This is a genomic window from Rhizobium sp. AG207R, from assembly GCF_027109195.1.
Lineage (GTDB): Bacteria > Pseudomonadota > Alphaproteobacteria > Rhizobiales > Rhizobiaceae > Rhizobium > Rhizobium dioscoreae.
The window spans coordinates 45,090-71,884 of sequence record NZ_JAEPVT010000016.1 but is presented as its reverse complement, the minus strand read 5'-3'; the positions used below and the strand labels follow the sequence as shown (position 1 = coordinate 71,884).

Annotated in this window: 25 protein-coding genes; 12 read left to right on the top strand and 13 right to left on the bottom strand. The window is 58.8% G+C overall.

Going from position 1 to position 26,795, the window contains the following annotated elements; genetic code table 11:
* Positions 1 to 35: 35 nt before the first annotated feature.
* The 6 genes from JJQ51_RS29865 to JJQ51_RS29840 form a co-directional block, all read right to left on the bottom strand.
* The gene (locus tag JJQ51_RS29865) at positions 36 to 1,565 is read right to left on the bottom strand and encodes an FGGY-family carbohydrate kinase (RefSeq protein ID WP_113352439.1); all 1,530 of its coding nucleotides are present in this window, start codon (positions 1,563 to 1,565) and stop codon (positions 36 to 38) included.
* A gap of 53 nt (positions 1,566 to 1,618) precedes the next feature.
* Positions 1,619 to 2,374 (bottom strand): DeoR/GlpR family DNA-binding transcription regulator, encoded by a 756-nt coding sequence (locus tag JJQ51_RS29860; protein WP_350223831.1) that lies wholly within the window; start codon positions 2,372 to 2,374, stop codon positions 1,619 to 1,621.
* Positions 2,375 to 2,643: 269 nt separating this feature from the next.
* Positions 2,644 to 3,591, bottom strand: a complete 948-nt coding sequence (locus JJQ51_RS29855) for a D-ribose ABC transporter substrate-binding protein (protein ID WP_069615621.1) — start codon at positions 3,589 to 3,591, stop codon at positions 2,644 to 2,646.
* Between the two features lie 99 nt (positions 3,592 to 3,690).
* Positions 3,691 to 4,743: an ABC transporter permease gene (locus JJQ51_RS29850; RefSeq protein ID WP_041678207.1), complete on the bottom strand. Its 1,053-nt coding sequence runs from the start codon at positions 4,741 to 4,743 to the stop codon at positions 3,691 to 3,693.
* A gap of 22 nt (positions 4,744 to 4,765) precedes the next feature.
* Entirely contained in the window at positions 4,766 to 6,310 is a 1,545-nt protein-coding gene (locus tag JJQ51_RS29845) for a sugar ABC transporter ATP-binding protein (protein WP_113352438.1), read from the bottom strand.
* On the bottom strand, positions 6,307 to 6,963 hold the full coding sequence (locus tag JJQ51_RS29840; protein ID WP_113352437.1) for a DUF2291 domain-containing protein: 657 nt from the start codon (positions 6,961 to 6,963) through the stop codon (positions 6,307 to 6,309). Before JJQ51_RS29840 ends, JJQ51_RS29845 begins: the two co-directional genes overlap by 4 nt.
* Before the next feature lie 904 nt (positions 6,964 to 7,867).
* On the opposite strand from JJQ51_RS29840, the gene JJQ51_RS29835 reads away from it, so the two are divergent.
* The 7 genes from JJQ51_RS29835 to derI all read left to right on the top strand — a co-directional run bounded on the left by JJQ51_RS29835 (position 7,868) and on the right by derI (position 15,161).
* A complete protein-coding gene (locus tag JJQ51_RS29835; protein WP_269245637.1) occupies positions 7,868 to 9,418 on the top strand; it encodes an FGGY-family carbohydrate kinase in 1,551 nt (516 codons plus the stop codon).
* 77 nt (positions 9,419 to 9,495) lie between these two features.
* Complete coding sequence (locus tag JJQ51_RS29830; protein ID WP_113332812.1) at positions 9,496 to 11,007, top strand: glycerol-3-phosphate dehydrogenase; 1,512 nt, start codon at positions 9,496 to 9,498, stop codon at positions 11,005 to 11,007.
* A 28-nt stretch (positions 11,008 to 11,035) separates the two neighbouring features.
* Positions 11,036 to 11,968, top strand: a complete 933-nt coding sequence (locus tag JJQ51_RS29825) for a sugar phosphate isomerase/epimerase family protein (protein WP_113352436.1) — start codon at positions 11,036 to 11,038, stop codon at positions 11,966 to 11,968.
* Positions 11,969 to 12,093: 125 nt separating this feature from the next.
* Entirely contained in the window at positions 12,094 to 13,032 is a 939-nt protein-coding gene (locus JJQ51_RS29820) for a sugar-binding transcriptional regulator (protein ID WP_113352435.1), read from the top strand.
* A gap of 119 nt (positions 13,033 to 13,151) precedes the next feature.
* Positions 13,152 to 13,928, top strand: a complete 777-nt coding sequence (locus JJQ51_RS29815; RefSeq protein ID WP_113352434.1) for a DeoR/GlpR family DNA-binding transcription regulator — start codon at positions 13,152 to 13,154, stop codon at positions 13,926 to 13,928.
* Positions 13,925 to 14,695: a triose-phosphate isomerase gene (locus JJQ51_RS29810; RefSeq protein WP_113352433.1), complete on the top strand. Its 771-nt coding sequence runs from the start codon at positions 13,925 to 13,927 to the stop codon at positions 14,693 to 14,695. The genes JJQ51_RS29815 and JJQ51_RS29810 overlap by 4 nt, the downstream gene beginning before the upstream one ends.
* 10 nt (positions 14,696 to 14,705) lie before the next feature.
* On the top strand, positions 14,706 to 15,161 hold the full coding sequence (derI, locus tag JJQ51_RS29805; protein WP_069615612.1) for a D-erythrulose-4-phosphate isomerase: 456 nt from the start codon (positions 14,706 to 14,708) through the stop codon (positions 15,159 to 15,161).
* A gap of 382 nt (positions 15,162 to 15,543) precedes the next feature.
* On the opposite strand, the gene JJQ51_RS29800 is transcribed toward derI, so the two are convergent.
* The gene (locus JJQ51_RS29800; RefSeq protein ID WP_145634164.1) at positions 15,544 to 16,245 is read right to left on the bottom strand and encodes a cell envelope integrity protein TolA; all 702 of its coding nucleotides are present in this window, start codon (positions 16,243 to 16,245) and stop codon (positions 15,544 to 15,546) included.
* A 212-nt stretch (positions 16,246 to 16,457) separates the two neighbouring features.
* Here JJQ51_RS29800 and JJQ51_RS29795 point away from each other — a divergent pair, with 212 nt between their 5' ends.
* Positions 16,458 to 17,273 (top strand): DUF4946 domain-containing protein, encoded by an 816-nt coding sequence (locus JJQ51_RS29795; RefSeq protein WP_113352431.1) that lies wholly within the window; start codon positions 16,458 to 16,460, stop codon positions 17,271 to 17,273.
* A gap of 131 nt (positions 17,274 to 17,404) precedes the next feature.
* Here JJQ51_RS29795 and JJQ51_RS29790 read toward each other — a convergent pair whose 3' ends face one another.
* The 3 genes from JJQ51_RS29790 to JJQ51_RS29780 all read right to left on the bottom strand — a co-directional run bounded on the left by JJQ51_RS29790 (position 17,405) and on the right by JJQ51_RS29780 (position 21,236).
* On the bottom strand, positions 17,405 to 18,415 hold the full coding sequence (locus JJQ51_RS29790) for a polysaccharide pyruvyl transferase family protein (protein WP_069615611.1): 1,011 nt from the start codon (positions 18,413 to 18,415) through the stop codon (positions 17,405 to 17,407).
* A gap of 52 nt (positions 18,416 to 18,467) precedes the next feature.
* On the bottom strand, positions 18,468 to 19,952 hold the full coding sequence (locus JJQ51_RS29785) for a lipopolysaccharide biosynthesis protein (RefSeq protein WP_113332805.1): 1,485 nt from the start codon (positions 19,950 to 19,952) through the stop codon (positions 18,468 to 18,470).
* A 411-nt stretch (positions 19,953 to 20,363) separates the two neighbouring features.
* The gene (locus JJQ51_RS29780; protein WP_113332804.1) at positions 20,364 to 21,236 is read right to left on the bottom strand and encodes a glycerophosphodiester phosphodiesterase family protein; all 873 of its coding nucleotides are present in this window, start codon (positions 21,234 to 21,236) and stop codon (positions 20,364 to 20,366) included.
* A gap of 235 nt (positions 21,237 to 21,471) precedes the next feature.
* Between JJQ51_RS29780 and JJQ51_RS29775 the strand changes: the two genes are divergently transcribed.
* Positions 21,472 to 22,599 carry an ROK family transcriptional regulator gene (locus JJQ51_RS29775; protein ID WP_113332803.1) on the top strand — a complete coding sequence of 376 codons (1,128 nt, stop codon included), beginning with the start codon at positions 21,472 to 21,474 and terminating at the stop codon, positions 22,597 to 22,599.
* A 35-nt stretch (positions 22,600 to 22,634) separates the two neighbouring features.
* Here the strand turns inward: JJQ51_RS29775 and JJQ51_RS29770 are convergent, their stop codons facing one another.
* A complete protein-coding gene (locus tag JJQ51_RS29770; protein WP_113332802.1) occupies positions 22,635 to 23,009 on the bottom strand; it encodes a winged helix-turn-helix transcriptional regulator in 375 nt (124 codons plus the stop codon).
* Positions 23,010 to 23,141: 132 nt separating this feature from the next.
* Between JJQ51_RS29770 and JJQ51_RS29765 the strand changes: the two genes are divergently transcribed.
* Positions 23,142 to 23,711: an FMN-dependent NADH-azoreductase gene (locus JJQ51_RS29765; RefSeq protein WP_269245643.1), complete on the top strand. Its 570-nt coding sequence runs from the start codon at positions 23,142 to 23,144 to the stop codon at positions 23,709 to 23,711.
* A gap of 175 nt (positions 23,712 to 23,886) precedes the next feature.
* A complete protein-coding gene (locus tag JJQ51_RS29760; RefSeq protein ID WP_269245636.1) occupies positions 23,887 to 24,504 on the top strand; it encodes a hypothetical protein in 618 nt (205 codons plus the stop codon).
* 37 nt (positions 24,505 to 24,541) lie between these two features.
* On the opposite strand, the gene JJQ51_RS29755 is transcribed toward JJQ51_RS29760, so the two are convergent.
* Positions 24,542 to 25,519: a DUF1402 family protein gene (locus tag JJQ51_RS29755; protein WP_269245635.1), complete on the bottom strand. Its 978-nt coding sequence runs from the start codon at positions 25,517 to 25,519 to the stop codon at positions 24,542 to 24,544.
* 202 nt (positions 25,520 to 25,721) lie between these two features.
* On the opposite strand from JJQ51_RS29755, the gene JJQ51_RS29750 reads away from it, so the two are divergent.
* On the top strand, positions 25,722 to 26,057 hold the full coding sequence (locus JJQ51_RS29750) for a hypothetical protein (protein ID WP_069615711.1): 336 nt from the start codon (positions 25,722 to 25,724) through the stop codon (positions 26,055 to 26,057).
* On the opposite strand, the gene JJQ51_RS29745 is transcribed toward JJQ51_RS29750, so the two are convergent.
* Entirely contained in the window at positions 26,045 to 26,719 is a 675-nt protein-coding gene (locus JJQ51_RS29745) for a transglutaminase-like cysteine peptidase (RefSeq protein ID WP_152094876.1), read from the bottom strand. The two genes, JJQ51_RS29750 and JJQ51_RS29745, sit on opposite strands and share 13 nt — an antisense overlap.
* Positions 26,720 to 26,795: the final 76 nt, after the last annotated feature.

Genomic DNA, 26,795 nt, shown 5'->3' with positions numbered 1-26,795 from the left:
CGCGACAGAGTCTTCTCGCGCGGCGCAATTTTGGTTTAGGCTTGGGAGTGCTGGGTCGCGAGATTGCCGATCCGCGGCCAGAGCGGCGTCATTGCTTCAGCGATGTCGCGGAAGAGGTCGTAGCGGACGCGATAATCGGCGCTGCGGGCGGAATCCGGATGATAGGTTCTGGCGATCTTGCCGACATCGCGCGGATCGCTTTGCGGGCTGGCATAGACACCGATCCCGACACCGGCGCAAAGCGCGGCCCCCCAGGCCGCGGCTTCGTCGGTTTCGGTGACGGTGACCGGCATGCCGAGCACGTCGGCAAACATCTGCACGACGATCGGACTGCGCGAGACGCCGCCTGCCAGCCTTGCCTGATCGAAAGAAAAACCGTCGCTTAGGGCATCGACGTGAATCTTATGGTTGAAGGCGATGCCTTCGAGGACGGCGCGCAGCATATCGCCGCGATCATGCCAGCCGCCAAGCCCGAAAAAGCTGGCGCTTGCCTCAGCGCCATAGGGGGAGCCGAACAGATAGGGGTGGAAGAGCGCGCTCGATGGCCGGTTGAACGCCGCCTCGATCTCGGGGCCGAGCACGGCATGGATCGACTTGCCCGCTGCTTCCGCGCTTGCAATTTCTCTGGCGCAGAGCTTGTCGAGGAACCATTCGTAGTTCGCCGACGACGCCGGCGAGATTGACATGTTGTTCCATTGGCCCGGTGCAATGGCATTGCGGCAGAACCAGCGGCCGTCGACGCGCGGTTCCGAGGAGAGCGTCTCGTTGATCGAATAGGTGCCGGCAATAACGGCGACGACGCCGGACGCATAGCCGCCGGCTCCGAGGGCTGAGGCGGTCACGTCGTGCAGGCCGGCAACGACGGGCGTATCTTCGGCAAGGCCGGTTCGCTTCGCGACGGCTTCTGTCACGTATCCTACGATTTCGTCGGATCGCGAGACAGGTGGCAAGGCACCCGTCACCTCGGCAATGCCGAAAAGCTCCAGGGCATCTGCAGAATAATCCTGCGTCGAAACATTGGTGAAGGAGGTGCTTGCTTCGGTACGGTCGGTACCGGCAACGCCAGTCAGGCAGAATCGCAGCCAGTCCTTGCAGCTCAAAATGTGGCCGATTTCAGCAAAGCGCTCGGGCTCATTGACCTTGATCCAGGCAAGGAGCGCCGATGGGGCCGAGACATGCGGCAATTGACCGGTCAGCTTCAAAGACGCTTCGGCAACAGGAGTCTTCAACCATTGTTCGACGATCGATCCGGCGCGGCTGTCGAGCGAAAGAATGGCGCGTCCGAGCGGCTTCTTTGCCTTGTCGAGCAGATAGATGCCGTCGCCGTGTGCGGTTGCGGCAATTGCCTGGATGTCGCTTGCCGGGCGGTTGCTGAGCCTGATCGCCTCGGCAATGGCGTCGGCCGTCTGGTTCCAGAGTTCGTCCATGTTCCGCTCGACATGGCGTGCCTTCGGCATGAACTGGGTCACCCGACGGCGCGCAACGGCGAGCGGCGTTCCGTCAATGTCGAAGATGACGGCTTTGGTGACGGTCAAACCGCTGTCAATTCCGAGCAGACTCGGCATTCCCGTGACTCCTGATCATGAACGAAAAGAGGTGGCCGTTGCGGGCTTCAGCCTCATGATCGCTCCTTGTCGCCTTTGGCGACGACCACGTTGATATTCTTGTTGCGCATACGCTCCAGATGGGCGGCGGGTGTCTTCTCGTCGACGATGACGACATCGAATTCGCTCAGATGCGCGAAACTATGCAGCGCCCGCCGTTCGAACTTCGTATGATCCATCAGCAAGATGCGCTTGGCGGCACTATCGAACATCGCGCGCTTGATATCGACGATCTCGGGCGACTGATGGAAAACGACATCGTCGATGATGGCCGACATCGAGATGAAGGTGACATCGGCCCGTAAGCGATTGATTTCGTTGATCGTCATCCGCCCCATGAAGGCATTGCACCAATTATAATATTGCCCGCCGAGCGCCAGAAGCGTCACGTCATGCATATCCTTCAGCGCATTCATCAGCGTCAGCGAATTGGTGATCGCCGTCAGAGGAACCTTGGCCGGCAGCTGCGAAGCCATCTGCAGGACGGTGGTGGAATCGTCGAGGAAAATTGCCTGGCCAGGCTCGATGAACTGCATGGCAGCCGCGGCGATCATCTTCTTTTCGCTTGCCTGCCGGTTGGCGCGATAGACGTCGCTCGATTCGATCAGGCTGGTCGCTGCGGCCGATACGATGCCGCGCGTCTTGCGAAACAGGCCTCGGCTGACCAGTTCGTCGACATCGCGATGAGCCGTCATCAGGCTGATGCCGAAGCGCTCAGTCAGATCCTCGATGCGCATCGAGCCTTCCGCCATGACGGCTTCGGCGATCATCTGGCGCCTGGCAATCTGGCGCGAATGCCGGCTGTCGCTCGGCAGCTCGTCTTGCAGGAATGATACGGGGCTTGTCTTGTCTGTCACTTTGGCCTCTGACGCTGAACCTTGCGGAGATTAACTTGCTGCGGCGAACGTCACGTTATAGAAAAAGATATAAAGAACAGTTCGCTATCAGAGTTTCTGCAAGTTCTGTCTAATGTTGAGCCAGGGTGCCGCCCGCCGCGGTCTAGGGATAGGGGCGCCGAGTTCCGGCGCCCCCGATATCATTACTCGGACAGAACGAAAGGTGCCGTGTACTTGTCGACATTATCCTTTGTGATCAGGATGCAATCGAAAAGTTGCTTTTCGCTCTTGGCACCGGTCTTGCCGGTCTTGATGAAGCTGTCGGCCTGCTTGACGGCTTCTTCGGAGAAGACGGCAACCGGCTGCAGGACGGTGTACTGAAGCTCACCGGCCTTGATGGCGGCAACAGCGTCCGGCGAACCGTCGAAGCCGCCGACCTTGACGTTGGCGAGCTTGCCGGCTTCCTTGAGAGCGGCAATCGCGCCAAGGGCCATTTCGTCATTGCCGGAGATCACGCCGGTGATGTCCGGATGCGCCTGCAGAATCGACTGCATCTTGTTGTGGCCCTGGGTGCGGTCCCAGTTGGCAACCTCCTTGGCAACCTTCTTCAGGTCGGGATATTGCGTCAGCACGGTTTCGTAGCCGTTCGAGCGGGTAGCGGCATTGTTATCGGAAGGCGAGCCGAAGAGTTCGGCATAATTGCCCTTGTCGCCAACGGCTTCGACCCACTGCTGAGCGCCGATCGCCGCACCCTGGGCGTTGTTGGAAACGAGCTGAGCCTTGGCAAGGCCTTCCTGGTTGATTTCAGCGTTGACGAGGAAAACCGGGATTCCGGCTGCAACGGCCTTCTTGACTGCACCAACAGAGCCGTCAGCATTGGCCGGATCGAGGATGATGGCGACCGACTTGTTGGTGATCGCCGTATCGATCAGGTTGCTTTCGGTGTTGGTATCGCCCTTATGCGCACCGACTGTGGCGGTATAGCCGAGCTTCTCGGCGGTTGCCTTGGCGATATTGCCTTCCGTCAGCCAGTAGGGGTTGGACGGATCGTTAACGATGACGGTGATCTGACCGGCGGCCCAGGCGGCCCCCGTTAGAAGCGGTGCCACAGCAACTGCTGCCATGACGATGCGCAAACCTTTTTTGAACATTAGTCTCTCTCCCTTTGATGAGCTCTGGTAATGCCGGCGAACCGGCGGTCCTTTCTCCGATCGGCATCTCACCGACCGGGGACAAGTCTTGATGCAGTGTCAGCCGGATTTGGTCCGGCGCCCGTACTGGATGCTGTTCATGAGCACGGCGAGCACGATGACCGCGCCGGTAAAAACCGTCTGCCAATAGGCCGAGACACCGATGATGACGAGGCCGTCCGCCAGGAAGCCGATGACGAAGGCGCCCAGCATGGTGCCGCGCACCGTACCGCGGCCGCCCGTCAATGCGGCGCCGCCAATGACGACGGCGGCAATTGCGGTCAGCTCATAGCTGGTGCCGGCATTCGGACCGGCCGAGGTCAGCTGCGAGGACAGGACGAGGCCGGCAATGGCAGCGCAAATACCTGAAAGCACGTAGACAGCGATCTTGACCTGCTTGACCGGAACGCCGGAAAGATCGGCAGCGCGCTCGTTGCCGCCCGAGGCGTAGAGCCAGCGGCCGAAGGCGGTGCGGCTGAGAACGATACCGCAAATGATCGCAAGCACCGCAAGGACGATGACGCCGATCGGGACGCCGGCGAGGCGGTTGAAGCCCAGCCAGTTGAAGCCGGTATTGCCGAGTTCGGGGCGGCCACCGAGATTGTTGTAGGTAAGCCCGTTCGTCATCAGCAAGGCGATACCCCGGGCAACATAGAGGACGCCCAACGAAGCGACGAAGGCCGGGACGCGCAGGTAGGCGATGAGCACGCCGTTGACCGCACCGACCACGCCACCGAGGATGCAGGTCAGCACGACGACTGCCCAGACCGGCGGATAGAGGATGACGCCGAAACTCGACAGCGTGACGCCCTGCATCAGGAAGCCGGCGATACAGCCGGCAAGGCCAAGCGTCGAGCCGACCGACAGGTCAATGCCGCCATTCAAGATGACGAGCAACATGCCGATGGCGAGGATGCCGAAGATCGCAACATGCGAGGCCATAGTCAGGAAGTTGCTGAGCGAGAAGTAGTAGGGCGACAGGAAGGAGAAGACCGCGATGATGACGATCAGCGCAAAGAAGGCGCGTCCTTCCAGGATCAGCCGCACGAGACTGAAATTCCGCCGCTGTCCGTTGGATACTGGTTTCTTATCTGTAATGTTCGTGACTGACATAATCAGTGCTCCATGAATGCGGCTAGTGCGCGACCACTGCTTCGCCCGAGGCGGCCATGATCTTTTCCTTGGTGACATCAGGACCGAATTCGGCAGAAATCTTGCCGCGGTGCATGACGATGATGCGATGGGCGATGCTCAGGCATTCGGCGACTTCCGAGGTCGAATAGATCACCGCCAGACCCTCTTTGGCGCGCTCGGCGAGCAGCTTGAAGACTTCAGCCTTCGCGCCGATGTCGATACCGCGGCTTGGTTCGTCGAGCAGGATCACGCGAGGCGCCGTTGCCAGCATTTTGCCGATAACGACCTTCTGCTGATTGCCGCCGGACAGAGAGCCGATTGCGGCCTCGCCGCCATCGGTCTTGATGTGAACTTTGCGGATCGAGTCGTTCACCAACGACCGCTCACGGCCGCTCGATGTGAAAAGACCCTTGGTAAAGGCACCGATGCTCGCAAGCGACAGGTTCGAGCCGACGGTCATCGTCTGAACGAGACCGTCGCGCTGACGATCTTCCGGCACCAGCACCAGCCCCTGCGCGATCCGGCCGGCAATGGAAAGACCGCCGACATCGGTGTTGCCTAGGAGCACGCGGCCGCCGCTCGACCGAAGCCGCCCCGCCACACATTCGAGCAGCTCAGTACGACCGGCGCCCATCAGGCCGTAGATGCAGACGATCTCGCCGGCGCGGACTTGAAGCGACAGGCGGTCGACAGCGTTATAGGCGGCGCCCGACGGGCCGGGGACGGTGAGATTATCGATCGTCAGCGCCACATCGCCCATTTTATGGCCTGCCGGCGGGCTGCCGAGGTCGAAATTGTCGCCGACCATGTTGCGCACGATCCATTCGAGATCGATGTCCTTGCGTTCGGCATAGGCGGTCATGTTGCCGTCGCGCAGAACGACGGCGTGATGGGTGATTTGCAGCGCCTCTTCCAGATGATGCGAGATATAGACGATCGACACGCCGCGGTTCGTCAGATCGCGAATGACCTTGAAGAGAACTTCGACTTCGCTGGCGCTGAGCGCCGAAGTCGGCTCGTCCATGATCAGGATGCGGGAATTAACGGAAAGCGCGCGAGCGATCTCGACGATCTGCTGCTGGCCGAGGCGAAGATCCTCGACGGGTGTGAGCGGATCGATATTTTCCTCGAGCTCTTCCATCAGCGCACGGGTCTGGCGCTCTTCCTCGGCAAAATCGACTACGCCACCCTTCATGATCTCGCGACCCATGAAGATGTTGTCGCGGACGCTGAGATTCGGTGCCAGGCTCAATTCCTGGTGGATGATGGAAATGCCGCAGGCGCGCGCATGCGTGGAGGAGGCAAAGGAGATCGGAGCGCCATCGAGAATGATCTCACCCGATGTCGGCTGGATGACGCCGGAGAGGATCTTCATCAGCGTCGATTTGCCGGCACCGTTCTCGCCGAAGAGGGTGGTGACTTCGCCGCGACGAATATCGAAATTGACGCCCTTCAGCGCATGGACGCTGCCATAGGATTTGGCAACATTGCGCGCGGCGAGAACAACTTCGCCCGTGGTGGCGCCATTGTGCTGAACCTGGCTCATTTCACATCGACCTTTACCGGGGTGACGAGCCAGTTCTTCGGATTAATGAGCTTGAAAACGCCGACGACCGTCGCCGTCTTGCCCGTCAGCTTCTCCGGATCCAGACTGCCAAGCGTCGCCTTCTTCATCTCATTGTTGATGGCGGAGCCCGCGTCCTGATATTCGATCTGGTTGGTGAACTGGCCGAATTCGATCTTACCCGTGGCATCGCGAAGATCTGTACCGTTGATTGCTGGACCTGTTTGGACGCGGACGGTGATGCCTTCGGGCACGCCGTCGACCTTGAATTCGTTGAGGTTGGCCTTGCGCTCGCCGAACGTGCCCGTCAAAGAGACAGGGAGGACGGGGCCGGTTGTGGTGGCGACGCCATATTTCTCGCCCGCCGCCTTCTTGTCGGCCAGAACCGCACTGGCGAGCGTTACTGCATCGACGGCGCGCTTTTCGACATCGGCTTGGACTTTCGGGAATTCGGTAGCGCCAAAGGTCTCCGGCTGGAAGCCCTGCTCGCGCACGTCGTGTTCCGAGCCGATCTTGACCACCTTGGTATCGGCAGCGATGGCGCCGATTACGATCACCACCGCGGCGATGCCGGCGACGATCTTGAGCTTGGAGCCAGTCGGCTTGGCAGTTGCATATTGAGCTTGCGTATTCATGTTCGAACGACCTTGGGCATGTCAGCCGGATTACCTGATGGAGAAAGGGAGAAAAGTCCGATGGTTCCGGCTTAACGGAAGCACGGCTCGCGCGTTCGCACCGTGGAGCGCTCCGCTTGGCTTCGGGCGGCGCCGTCACCGGAAAGGAAATTCAACATCAGGAAGCCTCCTCAGCGTGCGGACGGCTGTCTCCTCCAGTCGCCCACCTTGGGTTCGCAATCGCCGCATCTATGCGACAATTGTGATATAAGTATGTTAAGTTCTGCATTTCATATGTTATAAATCTTTGGGCGTGTCAACCGAGATTTAACAGATCCGGTATCCGGCCGGTATCTTTGGTTCTCAGTGCTTCCCGCCTTTTCACATTCGAAGCTCTCGCTTTGTCGGCCTTCTTCCGAGGTTCGCCGATCGGCGTCGTTTTGGCCGACCTGATATAAAAGTTTCTCGATAATAATTTGATATAACTCAAAATTATAAGATGGTCGCCTGGCGCTTTTCACCGGCCTCCCTGATTTGATCCAAGAGATTCAGGTCGTTGATCCGTGTTCCTCCAAAGCGTTGCTGCAGTCTTTCCCTGCTGCGGCTTGCCTATTAACTACATCCATTTTATATGAAAAAAATTACAACGCCAGAAAAATATTACTGTAACAACGATATGATTATGTTATAAAGCCGCGAGCTGCTTGATGGGTCGCGGCTGTGCGTCGGATCCATTGCGTGGCTGGTATCGGGTGTGCGCTGGTGCTTCGTTCGCGATCCTCCCTTTGGAGTGGAGAGTACGATGGCGACGATAGATGCGACCTGGCGTAGATTATGCCCTCGGCCGTGTGGGGAGGAATGAAAATGTTTGTGATGGTTGCCGATGCTCTTGCCGGAGAGTGTCGCGTGGTGGAGCTGGCTTGCAATGTCTAAAAGCGACGGGATCATCATCGGGATCGATGCGGGTACCTCGGTTTTGAAGGCAGTTGCCTTCGAGCTATCCGGACGGCAGATCGCTTCGGCTTCAGCGCGCAATCGCTATGAGACGGGAGAGGATGGGTCGGTCACTCAATCGCTCGGCCAGACGTGGTCGGATTGCCTCAGTGCATTGCGCGGCCTTGGGGAGAGGGTGGGCAACCTTGCCGCCCGAACGGCGGCGATCGCGGTTACCGGACAAGGCGACGGCACCTGGCTTGTCGGCTCCGGCAATACTCCGGTCGGTGATGCCTGGCTGTGGCTTGACGCCCGCGCGGCATCCACCGTCACGCGCCTGAGCGCCTCGGCCGACAACCGCGCCCGGTTCGAGGCGACGGGTACAGGGCTCAACACCTGCCAGCAGGGTGCTCAGCTCGCCCATATGGACCGCTTCATGCCCGAGATTCTCGATCGGGCGGAGACAGCGCTGCATTGCAAGGACTGGCTCTACCTGAACCTCACCGGCATACGGGCGACCGATCCATCGGAGGCGAGCTTCACCTTCGGCAATTTCCGCAACCGCCAATATGATCCGGTTGTCATCGATGCGCTCGGCCTTGCCCGCCGGCGCTCGCTTCTGCCCGAGATTGTCGACGGAACGGAGATCAGCCATCCCCTGACGGAGGCCGCCGCCAAGGCCGCCGGCTTACGTGCGGGAACGCCAGTCTGCCTGGGTTACGTCGATATGGTCATGACCGCGCTTGGTGCAGGCGTCCGCACTGGCGGTCGGAACGCCGCCTGCTCGACGATCGGATCGACGGGCGTGCATATGCGAGCCAAGGCCGTGCCCGATGTCCAGCTCAACGAAGAGGGGACGGGATATGTTATCGCACTGCCGATCCCCGGTATCGTCACGCAGGTCCAGACCAATATGGGCGCGACCATCAATATCGATTGGATTCTCAAGGTTGCGGCGGATCTGATGTCAGCTGGCGGTAGCGAGATTTCCTATTCCGACCTTATTCCGCGCATCGATGCGTGGTTTGCCGAAGCGCGTCCGACGAACCTTCTCTATCACCCCTATATTTCCGAGGCCGGCGAGCGCGGTCCCTTCGTCAACGCACATGCGCGTGCCGGCTTTACCGGACTTTCGACGCGGCATGGCTTTGCCGACATGCTGAGGGCCGTGGTCGAAGGGCTGGGCATGGCAACGCGGGATTGCTACGCGGCCATGGGCGACATGCCTTCGGAGCTGCGCATCACCGGAGGGGCCGCCCGTTCGCGCGCTCTACGAGGTTCGCTATCTGCCGCCGTCAAGGCGCCGGTGCGGATTTCGGATCGCGAAGAGGCGGGGGCTGCCGGTGTCGCGATGATGGCTGCCGTCGCGATCGGCGCCTATCAGGACATGGACAGCTGCATTGCCGACTGGGTGACGCCCTTGCTTGGCGAGGCCGAGGCGCCCGATCCGGCAAATATCGAGCGCTATGATCGTCTGTTCGATGCCTACAAGGACGTGCGTCAGGCGATTGCGCCGGCTTGGGACAAATTGGCCCAGCACTAGCCAATGACGAAGCCGGCGAGGAGCTTGGCCTTAGAAGATTGAATTGATGATGCCACGGGCATCCTTAGGAGCATGACATGATGGAACCGGAAATCTATGATCTTTTCGTGATCGGCGGAGGCATCAATGGTGCCGGCATTGCGCGCGATGCAGCCGGCCGCGGCCTTTCGGTTATCATGTGCGAGAAGGGCGATCTCGCGGAGGGTACGTCCTCGCGCTCCGGCAAGCTGGTGCATGGCGGCCTGCGCTATCTTGAATACTACGAGTTCCGCCTGGTACGTGAAGCCCTGATCGAGCGTGAAGTGCTGCTGAATTCGGCAAGCCACATCATCTGGCCTATGCGCTTCGTACTGCCGCACAGTCCGACCGATCGTCCCGCATGGTTGGTGCGTCTCGGCCTCTTCCTCTACGATCATCTCGGTGGCCGCAAGAAGCTGCCGGGCACGCGCTCGCTTGATCTTCATCGCGATCCGGAAGGGGCGCCGATCCTCGACCAATATTCGAAAGGTTTCGAATATTCCGACTGTTGGGTTGACGACGCCCGGCTCGTTGTCCTCAACGCTCTCGATGCTTCCGCCAAGGGCGCGCAGATCCTGACGCGCACGGCCTGTGTCAGCGCGCGCCGCGATCAGGGGAGCTGGGTTGTCCAGATGCGCGACGAGCGTTCCGGCGAGGTGCGGACCGTGCGCGCCCGCGTGCTGGTCAATGCCGCCGGCCCCTGGGTCAACGACATTATCGGCCGTGTCGTCGGCTCGAACAGCCAGCGCAGCGTCCGGCTCGTCAAAGGTAGCCATATCATCGTTCCGAAATTCTGGGCAGGCCAGCAGGCCTATCTCGTCCAGAACCACGACAAGCGCGTGATCTTCATCAACCCTTATGAAGGCGACAAGGCGCTGATCGGCACGACCGACATTCCCTACGAGGGCAAGCCGGAGGAGGTGAAGGCCGACGAGAAGGAAATCGATTATCTGATCACGGCGGTCAATCGCTACTTCAAGGAGAAGCTGCGCAGATCCGACGTGCTCGAGAGTTTCTCCGGCGTCCGCCCGCTGTTCGACGACGGCAAGGGCAATCCCTCGGCCGTCACGCGCGACTATGTCTTCGATCTCGACGAGACCGGTGGTGTGCCGCTCCTGAGCGTCTTCGGTGGCAAGATCACGACCTTCCGCAAGCTTTCCGAACACGCCATGCAGCGGCTTGCAAAATTCTTCCCGAAGATGGGCGGCGACTGGACGCGGGGCGCCACGCTTCCGGGCGGCGAGATTCCGAATGCCGACTACGTTGCCTTTGCCGATACCCTGCGAGCGGCCTATCCCTGGATGCCGCGTGCGCTCGTCAATCACTACGGCCATCTCTATGGCGCCCGCACCAGACAGATCGTCGGCAATGCGATGTCGCTTGCTGAACTCGGCCGCCATTTCGGCGGCAATCTCTATGAGGCCGAGGTTCGCTATCTCGTGGCTTCCGAATGGGCGCAGGCGGCCGAAGACGTGCTGATGCGACGCACCAAGGAAGGTCTGCGTATGACCGCTGAAGAGAAGGCGGATTTCGCGGCCTGGTTCGACGCCGAGCTGGCGCTCGCCGCCTGAACCAACAGACCTTGCCGGGAGACCTAAAATGCCCTTGACGCTTTCACTCAACACCAATCCGCTTGTCAATCGCTTTGCCGAGCCGGCCGACCTGATCGAAACGGTGGCGCGCGATCTGCGTATCCGCGATCTGCAGCTGACGCACGAATTCATCAATCCGAGCTGGCAGGCGCCGGTCATTCGCCGCCTGACGCGCGACATGCAGGAGGCATTGAAGCGCACCGGCGTTCGCGTAACCTCAGGAATGACCGGTCCCTATGGCCGTCTCAACCATTTCGGACATCCCGACAAGGATGTCCGCCGCTATTACGTCGACTGGTTCAAGACCTTTGCCGATATCACCGCGGATCTCGGTGGTCATTCCGTAGGAACGCAGTTCGCAATCTTCACTTACAAGGACTATGACGATCCGGCCCGGCGCGAGGAATTGATTGAGATTGCGATCGATTGCTGGGGCGAGGTGGCCGAACATGCTCGGGCTGCCGGCCTCTCCTACATCTTCTGGGAGCCGATGAGCATCGGCCGCGAATTCGGCGAGACGATCGATGCCTGCCTTTCCCTGCAGGACAGACTGACGAAGGCGCCCTTCGCCATTCCGATGTGGATGATGGCCGATATCGATCATGGCGATGTCACCTCGTCCAATCCCGACGATTATGATCCATATGCGTGGGCGCGTGCCGTGCCGAAGGTGTCTCCGATCATTCACATCAAGCAGAGCCTGATGGATAAGGGTGGGCATCGCCCCTTCACGGTGGAGTTCAATGCCAAGGGCCGTATCCAGCCCGAACCTTTGCTCAAGGCTTTTGCCGAAGGAGGCGCCAAGGACAACGAAATCTGCCTGGAACTGTCGTTCAAGGAGCGCGAACCGAACGATCGTCAGGTCATCGCGCAGATTGCCGAAAGCATCGCCTTCTGGGCGCCCCATATCGACACGGGCGCTGGCGACTTGCATATCTAGCCGGTGGGGCGGACGAGTCCCGATTCCCTGAACGCCAATCCTTTCGAGGAGGTAGCCGGATCGGGGCGCTATGGCCGGAGAGAACAGGCGAGGACGATGCAGAGCAAAATGAAAGGGAACGGACGATGACGGATGCAGATGCTTCGCTCGCCGTGCGGGCGGCCTGGTTGCACTATGCCGGCGGGTTGACGCAATCCGAAGTGGCAAAACGTCTCGGCGTTCCCTCGGTGAAGGCGCATCGCCTGATTGCGCGCGCGGTCGCCGAAGGCGTCGTCAAGGTGACGATCGACGGCGATATCGTCGAATGCGTCGAGCTTGAGATGCAGCTTTCGGCACGCTTCGGCCTGCAATATTGTGAGGTCGCGCCCGATCTCGGCGAAGACGGCTTCGAGTTTCGCGCGCTCGGCCAGGCGGGCGCGGGTTTCCTGAGGCGAGAAATCGAGAGCGGCAACAATAAGGTCATCGGTCTCGGCCACGGGCGAACGCTTTCTTCCGCCGTCCATCACCTGTCGCGCGTCAGCGCCAAGGATTTGCGCTTTGTGTCGCTGCTCGGTGGCCTGACGAGAAATTATGCTGCCAATCCCTATGACGTCATGCATCGCATTGCCGAAAAGACCGGCATGCAGTCGCATGTGATGCCGGTGCCGTTCTTCGCCAATACGCGCGAAGACCGCGACGTGCTGCTTGCCCAGCGCGGCGTGAAAGAAGTCTTCGATCTTGCAAACGGCGCCGATCTCAAGCTGGTCGGTCTCGGCACGGTCGATACCGACGCGCAGCTCGTCTTGTCGGGGATGGTGGAGCCTAAGGAGATCAGGGAAATCACCGCGGCCGGTGGCGTCGGCGAAATTCTCGGCCATTTCTTTGATGCCGACGGCAATATCCTTGAGACCACGCTGACCTCTCGCACATTGTCTGCCTCCCTGCCGCGCATGAAGGGCGAGCGGCTGGTGGCACTGTCAGGCGGGTTGCCAAAGGTCGAAGCCATCCGCGCGGTCCTTAAGAGCCGCTGTCTCTATGGGCTAATCACGGATGAGAAAACAGCGCAGGCACTGTTGAAGATCTAAGAATGATGCTGGCTTCTAAACACGAATTTATCTCAATGTAACAACAGAAATGTTGAATTGTGAGATTTTAATGTTATATTTCTCGGAGTTCCATTTCGGGCCGATGGCCGGAGTAAAAGGTGAAACGGGAAGAGCGCCAGCAATCGATCATCAATCTGCTCATCGAGCATAAGACCGTCGATCTCGACGATCTGGCGGATCGTTTCGTTGTGTCCAAGATGACGATCCACCGCGATCTCGATGATCTCGAGCAGGCCGGCGTGCTGCGCAAGGTTCGCGGCGGCGCGACCATCGATGCCGGCACCCAGTTTGAAAGCGATTTTCGTTTCCGCGAGCGTCAGGGCCATGACGAGAAGCTGGCGATGGCGCGCGCAGCACTCGATCTGGTCGAGCCCGGCATGACCGTCATGATTAATGACGGATCCATGGCCGCCGTTTTAGGCGAGATGCTGCTGCAGAAGCGGCCGCTGACGCTGATCACCAACAATGCCGCAATCATAGACCGCATGAGGAACGAAAGCGGCATTACACTGATCGCGCTCGGTGGCGTCTATTCCGCCAAGTTCAACGCCTTTCTGGGCGTCGTTACCGAGGAAGCACTATCGCGCCTGCGGGCTGATATTGCCTTCCTGTCGACGCCGGCTGTTTCCGGCAGGCTCGCCTATCATATGGACGATAACGTCGTGCGCACGAAGCGGGCGATGATTGCGTCGGCGGCCAGGAGCTGCCTGCTCGTCAGCCATCAGCGCATCGGCCATACGGCTCTGCATGTGATGGCCGATCTTACCGATTTTGATGCCGTGATTACCGATCACGCGCCTGATGCCGCCATTGTCAAGCAATTTCGTCGCGACGGCATCGCCCTTACCATCGCCTCGAACCAGGATATGACATGACTGAAAAGCCTCGCTATTGGATCGGCACGAGCTGGAAGATGAACAAGACGCTCGCGGAGGCGCGCGCTTTCGCCGAGGCCCTGCGCGCCGCCGATACCCTGCGTGACGACCGTATTCAGCGGTTCATCATTCCGCCGTTCACGGCCGTGCGCGAGGTCAAGTCGATCCTGTCGGAAAGCTCCGTCAGGGTCGGTGCCCAGAACATGCATTGGGCCGACCAGGGTGCCTGGACAGGGGAAATCTCCCCGTTGATGCTGAAGGATTGCAATCTCGACATCGTCGAGCTTGGCCATTCGGAGCGTCGCGAACACTTTGGCGAGACCAACGAAACCGTCGGATTGAAGACCGAGGCAGCCGTCCGTCATGGTTTGATCCCGCTTATCTGCATCGGCGAAACGCTGCAAGATCGCGAGAGCGGCCGTGCAACCGAGATTCTGAGCGAGCAGGTCATCGGTGCGCTATCGAAGCTCTCCGACGCCCAGAAGCGGGCTGAAATCCTGCTGGCCTACGAGCCGGTCTGGGCGATCGGCGAAAAGGGGATTCCCGCCGAGCCCTCCTATGCCGATGCACGCCAGGCCGAGATCATTGCGGTCGCGCAAGACGTGCTCGGCCGAAAGATTCCGTGCCTCTACGGCGGATCGGTCAATCCGCAAAACTGTGAAGAACTCATATCCTGCCCGAACGTAGACGGGCTTTTCATTGGCCGCTCGGCCTGGAACGTCGAAGGCTATCTCGACATCCTCGCCAAGTGCGCCGCCAAACTCTGAGGAGCATACAATGAAGCTTGCTATTGCTGGAGACAGCGCCGGCGAAGGCCTCGCCAAGGTTCTTGCCGACCACCTGAAGGACCGTTTCGAGGTGAGCGAAGTCTCGCGCACTGATGAAGGCCCCGATGCGTTTTATGCCAATCTTGCGGACCGCGTGGCCTCCGGCGTCATCGACGGCACCTATGACAAGGCGATCCTTGTCTGCGGCACCGGTATCGGCGTCTGCATCTCGGCCAACAAGGTTCCGGGCATCCGTGCGGCACTGACGCATGACACCTATTCGGCGGAGCGCGCCGCTCTGTCGAACAACGCCCAGATCATCACCATGGGCGCTCGGGTCATCGGTACCGAACTCGCCAAGGCAATTGCAGACGCCTTCCTCGCCCAGACCTTCGACGAGAACGGCCGCTCGGCCGGCAACGTCAAGGCCATCAACGAGGTCGATGCGAAGTACAACGCCCGTTAAGAACAGCTTTGGTCTGAAGGCTGAAACCGAGTGGGTAGCGAGCGTTGGCTGCCTCGCGCCTCTTGGCAGCTAGCTGCCTCTCAAATGGCATCAGCCTCCAAAAAACGGGTGGGATCGCCTAAGGTGATTCCGCTCGATATCGTATCGTGGTCTTGCCGCTGGATTAGGGATCGACGACGAGCGCGCAGCCTTGCTCAGGCAACGGTTATTGTCGGGCCGATGCACATTTCGTCGACGCCTGTCCGTAAAGCTCGCTCAAGGACGTTACCTTCGAGGCTTCACCAATGTTTGGAAGCCATTGTGGATGGTGTTCCTGGCATAGAACCGACTCATGAGACCGGTCACAGATATTTCTGAAGAGACACAGTTTCTTATGTTTGCCTCACCCGGCCTGAAAATCGATCAATACTTCGCGCCACTGATCGTAAAGATCCTGATAGGCGGCTAAATCCTTGAACGGCGCACAGCGTTGAACTGCCTTGACAGCACTTGTTGCAAAGGGGGCGAAACGGGGATCGTCGGAAGAATTGATGACAACGGGATTCAACAGGAGCGAACCGTCGCGGCCGAGGACGAGTTTCAACCTCGGCTTTTCGGAGGGAACGGCATCGGGTCGAATCCAGCAACTCGCGATATTGGCCATCAGATCTTTCCGGATGACGGTCTGGATGTCGGGTGAAGCAGGCGATCTTTGCTGTTTCTCAGCCTCCTTGGTACCCGTCATTGGCCCGAAAGCTAATTGATCGCTCTGCATGTTTCGCTCCGCGAGACCGATCCAGGATCTCGCGCCGATAGCCTGCAAGGCAAGTACAATCAAAAGGATCGTCGTGAACGTGATTGCAATGCGCAAAAATGGCCAGGTTGTCGCAGACTTGCTTGCCCAAAAGCCGGTGCAAAGTGCAGGTACAGCGACCGTAAAAAGCAGTCGGCCAAGTGCTTCACCGGCGTAAGGTCCGGCTAACCCGAAAACAGCCAGGAGGCCTGCCAAGAAGAGCGTGAATGCTATGCCGGCACAAACGAACGCCTGTGCGAAAGGACCCCGCATCGGTAATATCCAACCACTGGAATGGGTACGAACGATCACAAGTGGCAGCTCTTAGCATCGCTTGGTAAAGCAGTCGATGGCCAAAATTATATGTCACGCGGCGATCATTACTGCCAGATCCTGTCATCCGAAGGAGCTTAAGTGGTTCATGACATCGTGGCTTTGTTGATTCATTACCGCCTCAATGGTAGCCGCATGTGAATCGTTTTATATGCCAGACTTCCACCTTATGCATTTGGGCTTGCCGAAATATGGATATCGTCGACAAGGAGCGACCAGGCTTTAAGAAATTGAGTTGGTGGCAGTGGCTTCTACTGGCTCTCATGGCCATCGTCAGCACGGTGTTGCACAGCCTATCGGTTGTGGACGCCACGTCGCCGGAGCTCGCCGCGCAACAAGGCGGCGCTTTGCTAGGTACCTTTATTGGCGCGATCATAATCCCCTACGGCCTCGCCTATCTTGTGGGACGTTTGGCTCGGCGATCGCGAACTGCTTTCCTTTTGAGCTTGTGGGGGCTGGCGTTGCTTGTATTGGCAGCGCAAATCGGCCAATTGACGAAGACGTCTACCGCTGCGAATTCGGAGGGAGCAAATGCCAGCAATATGCCTATTACCTGGCCAGCAGGATATAATGTAACCAATACCTCAATTCCCGTCGAGAATTTTGGCGGACCATTGCCGGGACTGTCACAAACCGCGATTAAATCGAACCCAGACGGCTCACCGCTCACCGCTATAGTTCTGACCAGCTTGCCGCATAGAGAGAGTGAAGAATTAAAGCTCGATGATCAGACACGCACTTTGCTTGCAACCGTGCGCAATTCATACGAAGCCCAAGGCATGAAAGCGGTCTGCGACACGCCTGTGGGGCAGATGCTTGGAGGGATTCCCGCACTGCAAACGACCTGTACAGGAGCCGTGAATGAAGTTCCTTCCGTCAAACAAGTTATTCTCGTCGCGATTGACAAGAGACAAGTTTATTCCCTGAGCTTCACTGCGCGGCCGGCAGATTTTGTCGAACATGAGGCTGAATTCACGATGGTACGCGATAGTCTACATTTCCAATGAGCCGCCGCAGCCGCTGGCTTCAATTAAAGCGAAGCCCACAAGACAAGCCCATGGGTCGTTGTTCTTCACTGGTATCCCTAAAATGATGTCTTGCGGACGCAGCCCGGTCGCATGATGCGACCGGAAATACGTCAGGCGGCCGGTGCCAATGGTTGTGTAGCCTGATTACGCGCCCAGGCGATACCGTCTTCGAGAGAGGTCGCGCGGTAGGCGAGATCGGTGCCGCCGGAAAATGCCGCCATGAACCGACGTATCTTGCCGTAGCTATTGTCCAGCACGGCATGCGGTCGTCCAAGCAGGATCGAGCAGATGTGGACATGCAACCGGTCTGTGACGATCGCGCGGCCGCGGGAAATCTGGCGGATGCCACGCCGCAACCGGTTATGCGCCGCCGCGTCGAGCTTGCGCAGGCGTATCTCGGCCGGCTTGAGGGCGAGCAAAGCCGTTGCCGCACCGAAGGCTTTGGAGATGCGTACACGTTTGGCGGATTCAGTCGTCCAGTCTTCTTTCGGAATGTCGGGATAGGCAGAAAGGTTGGCGTCTCCGACCTTCTCGAGATCCGATCTCAACATGGCAAGGACGTCAAATTCCGGTTCATCCGGCCGGATCGTTCCGATGCTGAAGGCCATATCCGGGCAAAGACGCACTTCGCAGTCGAAGTGCTTATGGGCGAACTCTTTCGATTCTTCGTCGCGGACGAGCAATACGAAATGCTTGTGGCGTCCGATGACGCGGGCGCTTTCCTCTATGCGTGCCTGCGACTTGTAATGGATGGATTGCGGGAACTGGATCACCTGCCGATTGGGAAATCGTTCCAGAACCCGTTCGCGAAAGTCCTGATGCGCATCCCAGATGTCGCCGAAATTGCCGCCGCCATGAATGAAGATCGGGCCGGTCGGCATGGTGCGCTCGAGTTGCTCGGGCGAGAAGTCGTCGATCCGCGAGACATAGGTCGGCCGCTTGCCATATCGCCGGTTGAGATAGGCCATTTCGCCGAGCCAAATGGCGGAGTCGCCGCAATTGCGGATGTCAGGAAAATCGAGGATCGCCAGCGGCTCATCTTTGCTGATGTAATCCTTCAGGCAATCGTGGATCATGTTGTCCAGTTTCGCGATCAGCTGTTGATTTGATTGTAATGTCATTTCCCCATTCCCCCGTTTAGGTCAGTCTCCGGCCGATATCGGCCGCGCGTTTTCAGGCAGGACGAAGCCTCGGCAGCACTTTGCCGAGTATGTTTCGTACCTCCGTTTCCGGGCCGGCCGGCCGCCTCATCAACGTCCACAGCAGGAGCGTCGAACCGCAATAGAGCAGGCCGCCAAGCAGTATCAGGATGGCGAGGTGCGTCACGAGCACGAGCTTGTCGTCTGTGTAGGCAAGATGGCTCGAGGCGAGCGAGACGCCTGCCGCCATGATGGCGACGCTCACGAGTGCCCGAAGGTTCACCGATAATTGCCTGGCAACGCTGATGCCGGTGAAGCGCCGTACGAGCATCATGTTGACGGCGGTACTGAAGAGGCCGGTGAAGACGCGGCCGGCAATGACCCCCGGAAGACCATAGAGCAGCAGGCCGCCTATCATGATCGGCACGCGCAGGCAGAACATCTGCGTGTCTCGGACGAAGAGCACGCGCGTCTCGCCTTTGGCCATGCCGAGCGGCTGCACCAGCGAGCCCAGCGTCTGCAGCGCAAAGACAGACGCAAGCGACTGGATGATGAAGATGACGGGCGCCCATTTGTCGCCGAGCGCGAGCCTCACCAACGGGTCGGCGGTCACGGCAACGCCGATGCCGGCTGGAAGAGCTACAGCAGCAACCAGTGCCTGAACACGCTGATAGGCGGCGGCGAGCCTGCCCGGATCGTTGTGAATGCCAGCGAAAGCCGGATAGATCGTCTGGGTGAGGGGCGCGGTCGCCTCCCGCGTCGGCATCATAGCGAGGTTGCTGCCGACCGAATAATAGCCGAGCTGGATGCCGCCGAGCATCTTGCCCACAAGCAGATAGTCGAAGCGCCAGTTGAGCGTGCTGACGATCTGGCCTGCGGTCAGCCAGGCGGAGAAGGAGAAGAACTCCCGCATATGCTGGAAGGTGATCCTGGGCCGGAACGGCAGCACGAGATAGGAGACAATGACGTTCGTCGCCTGGCTGATCAGCGTGCCGACGACGAGTGCCCAATAGCTTTGATAGATGATCGCGATCGCAACCGAGACGACGAAGCCCGCGAATTTCTGCGAAACGGCGAGCACGAACTCCTGCCAGAAGATCAGATCGCGCTGCAGCATAATGCGCCGCGGATTCGTAAGGCCGCCCATCAGCATGCTGATGCCAAGAGCGAACATGACACCCGTCAGCCTCGGCTCATTGAACAGGGCGGCCGCCGGATAGGCAAAGATCGCAAACAGGATGCAGATCGTCAGCCCGCGTGCGGCATTCAGCGTCCAGGCGGCACTGAAATGGGATTCATCCGGTGCATCATGGCGGATCAGCGCCTCGGAAAGGGAAAGCTCGGTAACGGTCGTGACGATCATCAATATCGTCATGCCGAGGGCGACGACGCCGAAATCAGCCGGCGCTAGATAGCGGGCCAAGACGAAGGTGCTGAGTGTTGCAAGCCCGTTCACGATGGTTCGAGATAGGCTTAACCACATGCTTCCCTTGACGAGCCGTCCCGTGATGCTGCTCATGCGATACTGAAGTCCCACTGCGCTGTGATGCGACCTCTTAACCGCACAGATATCCCGTGCCGTACCAACGTCTTACGGCTGGAACGGCTGCGCAGAATTATGCAGATTCATATGGTCGCTGTGGATGGGGCGGACCCCGGCGTCTCAGCGGGAACTAGTTCAGTGAATCCTTAAGTCAACATTTCCAGTTCATTTTCGCGTCAGTTTTAATTCATCTCCGCATCATTTTTTTCGCGGGTGCAGCATTTGTCCCCATAGGGGGACGATCTCGACCGGCTCCGCTTATGGGAGGCAAGCCCTTTCGCAGGGAAAATATGTTTCGATGCGGATAACTGCTGCGGCAGGACGCAGAAGCCCGGACGATCGGAAGACCGCCCGGGCTTTTCTGTCTTGCCGTTGCCGAAGATCCTGTCAGGTGGCGCTTCTGATAGCGAGCCACCGCTTGAATTCGACATTCGTGTCGGTCTGGATGGCACCGACGCCGGCGTCAACGAGCGCTCCCCAGACGCCTTCGGGGTCGCCGAGTGCGCGGCTGTCGTTGAAGTCGAGATTATGGGAGACGTCGAGTGTATTGATCCAGAGCCGGATATTTTGACGCTCCAGTTCCTCGCGCCCGGCGGCAAGATCGGCAATGTCGGTAAATTTCACCTCGATCATCGGCGCCTCGAGCGATTCGATCATCCTGAGATCCTCGGTGAATTTTCCAGGTCGGACGGGAAACATCGGCATATGCGGGATCGAGCCGAACCAATCGGCGTCCAGTACCGGAAAGCAGCCGCTTTGCGGTTCGACATCCGACTTGATGATGACGTGATCTTCGGCACCCAGCCGCCGCACTGCAGCAATGACCTGCGGCAGTTCGCGGGGGAATTTCGTGTCGATATTGACGAAGACGCGCCCGCGTGCCTCTTCCAGCGCTTCTTCGAGCGTGGGAACGCGTTCATCCGTCATTACAGCCAGCTCTCCGCCGGCACCGGCAAGCAATCGTGCATCGCGGACTGTGGCGAAACTGCTCGCTCCGACGACACCCTTGGCGGAGGTGGTGCGGTCCAGCGTCTTGTCGTGAATGACGACGAGATGGCCGTCGGCGGTCGCCTGCGTGTCGATTTCGACGAATTCCACCCCAAGCTCGGCTGCCGCACGGATTGCCGCCAATGAATTTTCGGGAGCTGCCGACCAAAGCCCGCGATGGGCAATCGTCAGAATGTTTGGATTGGCCCGGGAGAGGAGGTCGTAGATATCGGCATTGCGGGATGAGGGCGATGTGGCGGTCTGGCTATGCATGGGAAAAGCTTTCGTGAGCTGTCGGTTTTCAGGCGGGAATGAGCGGATGCGAGGTTCGATGTCGAATGTGAGCACCAATGGGTGTGGCCGACGCGATGTATTGGCACCGATCGCTGTTATGGCTATTAATACACATAAAGTGTAATATTTATGACGAGAGCCGCGAATATGGGGTTCGGATTGTACGCTGACAGGCGCGGGCTAAGTCGGCATGACAGGAAGCAGGATTGCACTCATGGCAGCGCTTGAAAAATCCCCACTGGCAAGCGAGAACGAGCGCCTCATCCTCGATATTGTCCGCAGCCGCGAGCCAATCCCGCGCGCGACCATTACGGCTCACACCAATTTGACGCAGCAATCGGTGCATCGGCTCGTCGAGACACTGACAGCTCGCGGCTTGCTTCGCGCCGGTGCGCCATTCAAGGGCGCGCGCGGGCAGCCGAGCCCTACTATCGAACTGGAACGGAAGGCGGTTTATTCGGTTGGTATTTCCGTCAATACCGATGCCGTGACACTGTCGCTTGCTGATTTCGGCTGCGACATCGTCGATCAGGAGGTGCTCAGCGGCGTGCCCGCCGACCGCAAGGCAACGCTGGCAATCCTTGCCGAGAAACTGAGTTCGATCCTGACGCGCCACGAAATATCGCGCGCAAGTCTCATCGGACTTGGCTTTGCCATGTCGGGCTTTTTCGTCGGCGATGATCGTCGTTTCAATGCCCCGGAGCCGCTGCGCGACTGGTCTCTGGTCGATCTGCAGCCGGAACTTGAGCATGTCTTTGCATTGCCGGCCTGGTTGGAAAACAACGCAACGACGGGCGCGATCGGTGAGAGCTTGCGCGGTGTCGGGCACTGGTGCAAGACCTTTGCATACTTGTCCTTCAACTATGGATTTGGCGGCGGCCTGGTTCTGGAAGGCAGGCCTTATCTGGGCTTTCATGGGAATGCCGGGGAGTTCAGCGTCATATATAATCCCGACGAAGTGCAGCGCCGGCCGGCTTTGCAATATCTCATCGCCACATTGCGGGAGAGCGGTGTCGACATAGGCTCCCTTGAGGAACTCAAGCAGAATTTCGACCCTTCCTGGCCCGGCGTCGAGAGCTGGCTCTCCGAGACCATGCCGATGCTCGACCGTCTGATTGCCACGCTTGCCGGGGTGATCGATCCGCAAGCCATCGTCTTCGGCGGCCAACTCCCGCCCGAACTTGGGCGAATGATGATCGCGCGCGCCCGCCTGCCGTCGCAGCGTCCGCATCGCTATGGTGCCGCCCCGCCGGGGCCTCGGCTGGTTCTCAGCGAAACCAAAGGTGACGCCAGCGCGATCGGCGCGGCCCTGCTTCCGTTGAAGTTCCGGTATTTCTTGTGAGCACTTCAAAGAACTACCGACCGAAATGCCTCACCCTACCGTTTGTCGTATTGGGCGCGTGCCTCCTGAATGACATCCTGATTGGCGGTTGCCCATCCCACAAGCGCCATCACCGGACCAAGCAGTTCCCGACCGGATTTGGTGAGTTCATAGTCCACTCGGGGCGGAATGGTGGGGAATAGCGTGCGCGTCACCAGGCCGTCGCGCTCCAGCCCGCGCAGCGTCAACGTCAGCATTCGCTGAGAAATGCCATCGATCCGCCGCCGCAACTCGTTGAACCGTACAGGGCCATCTTTGAGAATGGCGATGACGTACAGGCTCCATTTATCGCCGATGCGATCGAGAATTTCCCGCACCATCCGGCAATCGTCGAAATGGGGGATGGGAAAATCAATGTCATTCAGTGTCATGAATGTGCCTTCTTGCGGAGAATGAATTAGTTACATTAATAGCGTTGGTCACAATTATTTACCACTCATATTAGGAGTCAGCAAATGACCAACATTCTCGTCGTAACCTCGAGCCCGTGAGGGGCCGAAGGCCTGTCCACACGCTTCGCAACCGAGATCGCGGAAGGGCTCAAAGATCGCTTGGGCGGAACGCTCGTGATACGCGACTTGGCAGCTCAACCGCTGCCGCATATCACGCTGGCCTATATCGAAGGCCGTATGGCACCCTCGCAGGCGCGGACGCCGGAACAGACTGAAGCCGTAGCACTTGCAGAGACATTGGTGAACGAGGTCAAGGCCGCCGAGGTGATCGTTATCGGTTCCGGAATGATCAACTTCAGTCTGTCTTCCCAACTCAAAGCCTGGATGGATCATATCATCTGGCCCGGCGTCACCTTCAGCTATGATGCGAGCGGCGTTAACGGCCTTCTGAGCGGCAAGAAAGCCTATGTGGTGACGGCCAGTGGTGGCGTCTTCTCCGAGGGTGTCCATGCAGCCTTCGATTTTCAGACGAACTATCTGGAGCATCTGCTCGGCTTCATGGGCATAACCGACATCGAAACTGTCCGCCTCGAAGGCACGGCTCACGGCGCCGAGGCGACAAATGCGGCCATTGCCAAAGCCGAAATGCAGATACGTTCTGCGCTCGAACAGGCAGCGTGATTGGTCGCAACACGGTCCTTACAAAATGGGCTCGTGCCTTATGGGCCGAGCCCATTTTTCCTTCAGCGCACAGCCGATCCCGGAGGGGCCGCATTTCATTTCCGCATCATCAGCGGTTCAGCGCTTTGTCAGAACGGCTTGTTAATGCACGGCCCGTATTTTCTGGACGACCGCATTGGCGCGTAAGACTGCAATCATTATCGGCAATGGAAAGCTGGAACGCGATATCGCCGGTATCGTAGACGAGGCGCAATTCGTCATGCGTTTCAACGAGCCGGTTCTTTCCGAAGGCATGAGCGGTGAGCGCACCGACATGATCATGCTGGCCGCATCAAGCAAGATCTTGTATCGGCGGCTTCTCGATCCGAGCTTCATGGATAACGCCGCGCTCAAGGCCGCAAAGGTCTTCATGCTGGCCTATCACCCAGATATCATTCGCAAATATCACCCCCGACCGAACATCTTCCAGCGTCTGCAGGGTCGAAAGGCTGACTGGACGATGCAGGCAATCGAGTTGCTGGGCAGGGCCGGTAAGGAGATCCGCATCATGCCGCCTCAGACCTACATTGATGGCTGCGGCGAGCTCGGTATTTCCGGGCATCGCATGCATAAGGTCTTTCCCAGCACAGGCTTCCTCGGCATTTGTTATGCGCTTTCAAGGTTTCCCGCCTCGGAGTGGGACATCAAGCTGTGCGGCTTTGGCTGGGAGGGATGGAAGCGGCATGATTGGCAGAATGAAAGAGCCTGGGTCGAAAACAAGATTGCCAATGATCGCGTCAGCCTGATCGCCTGATCAAACTGGTGTTCTTCATGGATAAAGTTCTGGCGGCTTACTGGCTATTGTCGCTGCCGAGCAGCCCACGAAGCTCCGGCAGTTTGTCGTTCACCAGCCAGCCATAATAATTTTCTTCCGGCAATTTCTTCCCGCCCGAAGCATCCGCCGCCTGCCGCAGGGCAGCCGCACGGCGGCGCGGCTGGCCGACATTGTAAAGCGTTGCCGTCAGGCCGGGATTGTCGGTGATGTCGAAACCCTCCGCGCGATAGGCGTCAATGGCATCCTTTACGATGGCGGCAATATAGATCACGCTGCGATCGGGATCCATGATGTCGCGGTAGATCGCCTGCGGATCATCGACCGATAGCTTCGGCAGGCCGCTTGTCGCGTGGACGAGATCGGTGACTTCAAGGGCGGTCAAAGGGCTGATCTGGCCAAGACCGAAGGTCTGGCCCGCAAAGAAGGGCTGAAAGAACGCGCGCTGGAACGTCATGTTTTCATAAGTGACACCATCGATGACCTTGCCTCGAAAACTCTTGTCCCAGGTCTCGTCGCGGCATTCCCAAAGTTCGGCGCTGCCGGTGAAGGCGTTGCAATGGGCGAATTCCGGCTTCTTCAGGAAGGTTTGGACCGTCACGTCCTTATAGGCGAATTTGAAATCGGACTGCGAATAGGCGAGCGCCTTGACGTAGTAGGACTTCACCCTGTTGACGATCGTGATGTTGTAGGTGTGTTCGCCGACCAGGGCGCCAACAATGTGGATGGGGTCGATGCCATAGGCCTGCCCGGCCTTCCTGATCGAGGCCATCAGCTCCTTGTCGTCGCGAAGCACGCCGATGATCTTCTGGTATTTTTCGTCGTAGGTGGTGTTGAAGGCCTTGGCCCGCAGTACCGAAGTATTGGGGATGGGCGGCTGAACGCTGTTGCGATTGCCTGGCGGCACTCGCACGAGCTCACGCGCAGAAACCGCGTTCGTCAATGCAAGGATAAAAAGAAGACCGAGTGCCGGGAGTATCGACAGGCGTGTTCGCATTCGCAAAGTGGCTTTCCAAAAATATTCCCCGGCGCGGGGACGATCTTGATACGCGATCGCTATCCGAAGGCAAGAGCGTAAGCTTCTTCCGTCTCACGAATCACAATAAACTTCGATCAAAGCAGCTCTCGGCTGCATAGGCATAGGGAATATGGCCGTCCAGGGTTGCGTTCCCGTGGTCCGGGCTTTCGAAAGGATGTCGATGCAACATCTCGTGATCGCAGGGAGCATCTTGCTTGCAGCCGCCCCCGGCGAAGCTTTGCCGACGATGGCGGATGTTCCGGCGCTGGCCAAGGCGGCGGTCGCGCGGCGAATAGAGGTGCCGCCCTCAGCTATCCATATTCTAGAAGCCAAGCCGAGCGAACGAATGCCGGGCTTCGTCGTTTGCGGTCGTGTCGATACGGGAACTGCAAATGACGGCGCCGGTGCGGAAGGTGCAGAACGCTTCTTCGTCGTCATCCCCGGCAATTTTGCCATTCTGGACCAGGACGGGAAAGGCCTGGTCGACAGCTATTGGGCCGCCAATCACTGCGAGTGAAACGCCAGTGCCTTGCTGATCATGGCAAGCTCTTCAGGTGTGCGACCGGATTCCAGCCGAACCCAATTGTTCGGATTGTCGGCCGTCTGGCGCTTGATGAAAGTGTAGCCCGTTCCGCTCCAGTTTTTCACCGTATCGGTGAGATTGTCGAGGATGAGATCGCCATTATTGGTGCGCGCCATCAAGACAAGATGTCCTTCGTTATGGGTATCGAGGACGACCGTCAGCAGCAGAGCAGATCGCGGCCAGCCTGCTTCCACGAGCAATTTCTTCTTTAAGAGAACATAGTCATTGCAGTTGCCCGCACCATCGTCGGGATAGGTCCACCAGTTGATGATGCCGAGCTTGTAGATGCCGTAATGATCGTTGTCGCCGACACCCTCGATCTCATGATTGACGAGGCTGTTGATCTGCTGCAGTTGCTCCCAGCGATCATGATCGAGATCGGCGAACTCCACGCTCTTTTGGCCAGCCACGCATTCGGCTGGCTGCGCTTTGCAGAAGCTCGTCCAGCCGACGGGCACGCTCGCTTCCGTCACCTCACGCGCAAACTGATGTGCGTGTGCCGCGGCGGTATTGGCCACGGGTTTTGCCGTTGTCGCTGTCGAAAACAGCAGGCCGGCGACGAAGAGAAAGCTTGCAGCGACTAGAAGTGAACGCATACTCGGCTCCATGAGTTGGGCTCATGAAATCCGACGCGGTCAAATTTATTCGGAAAAAGATTATTCGCATTTTATC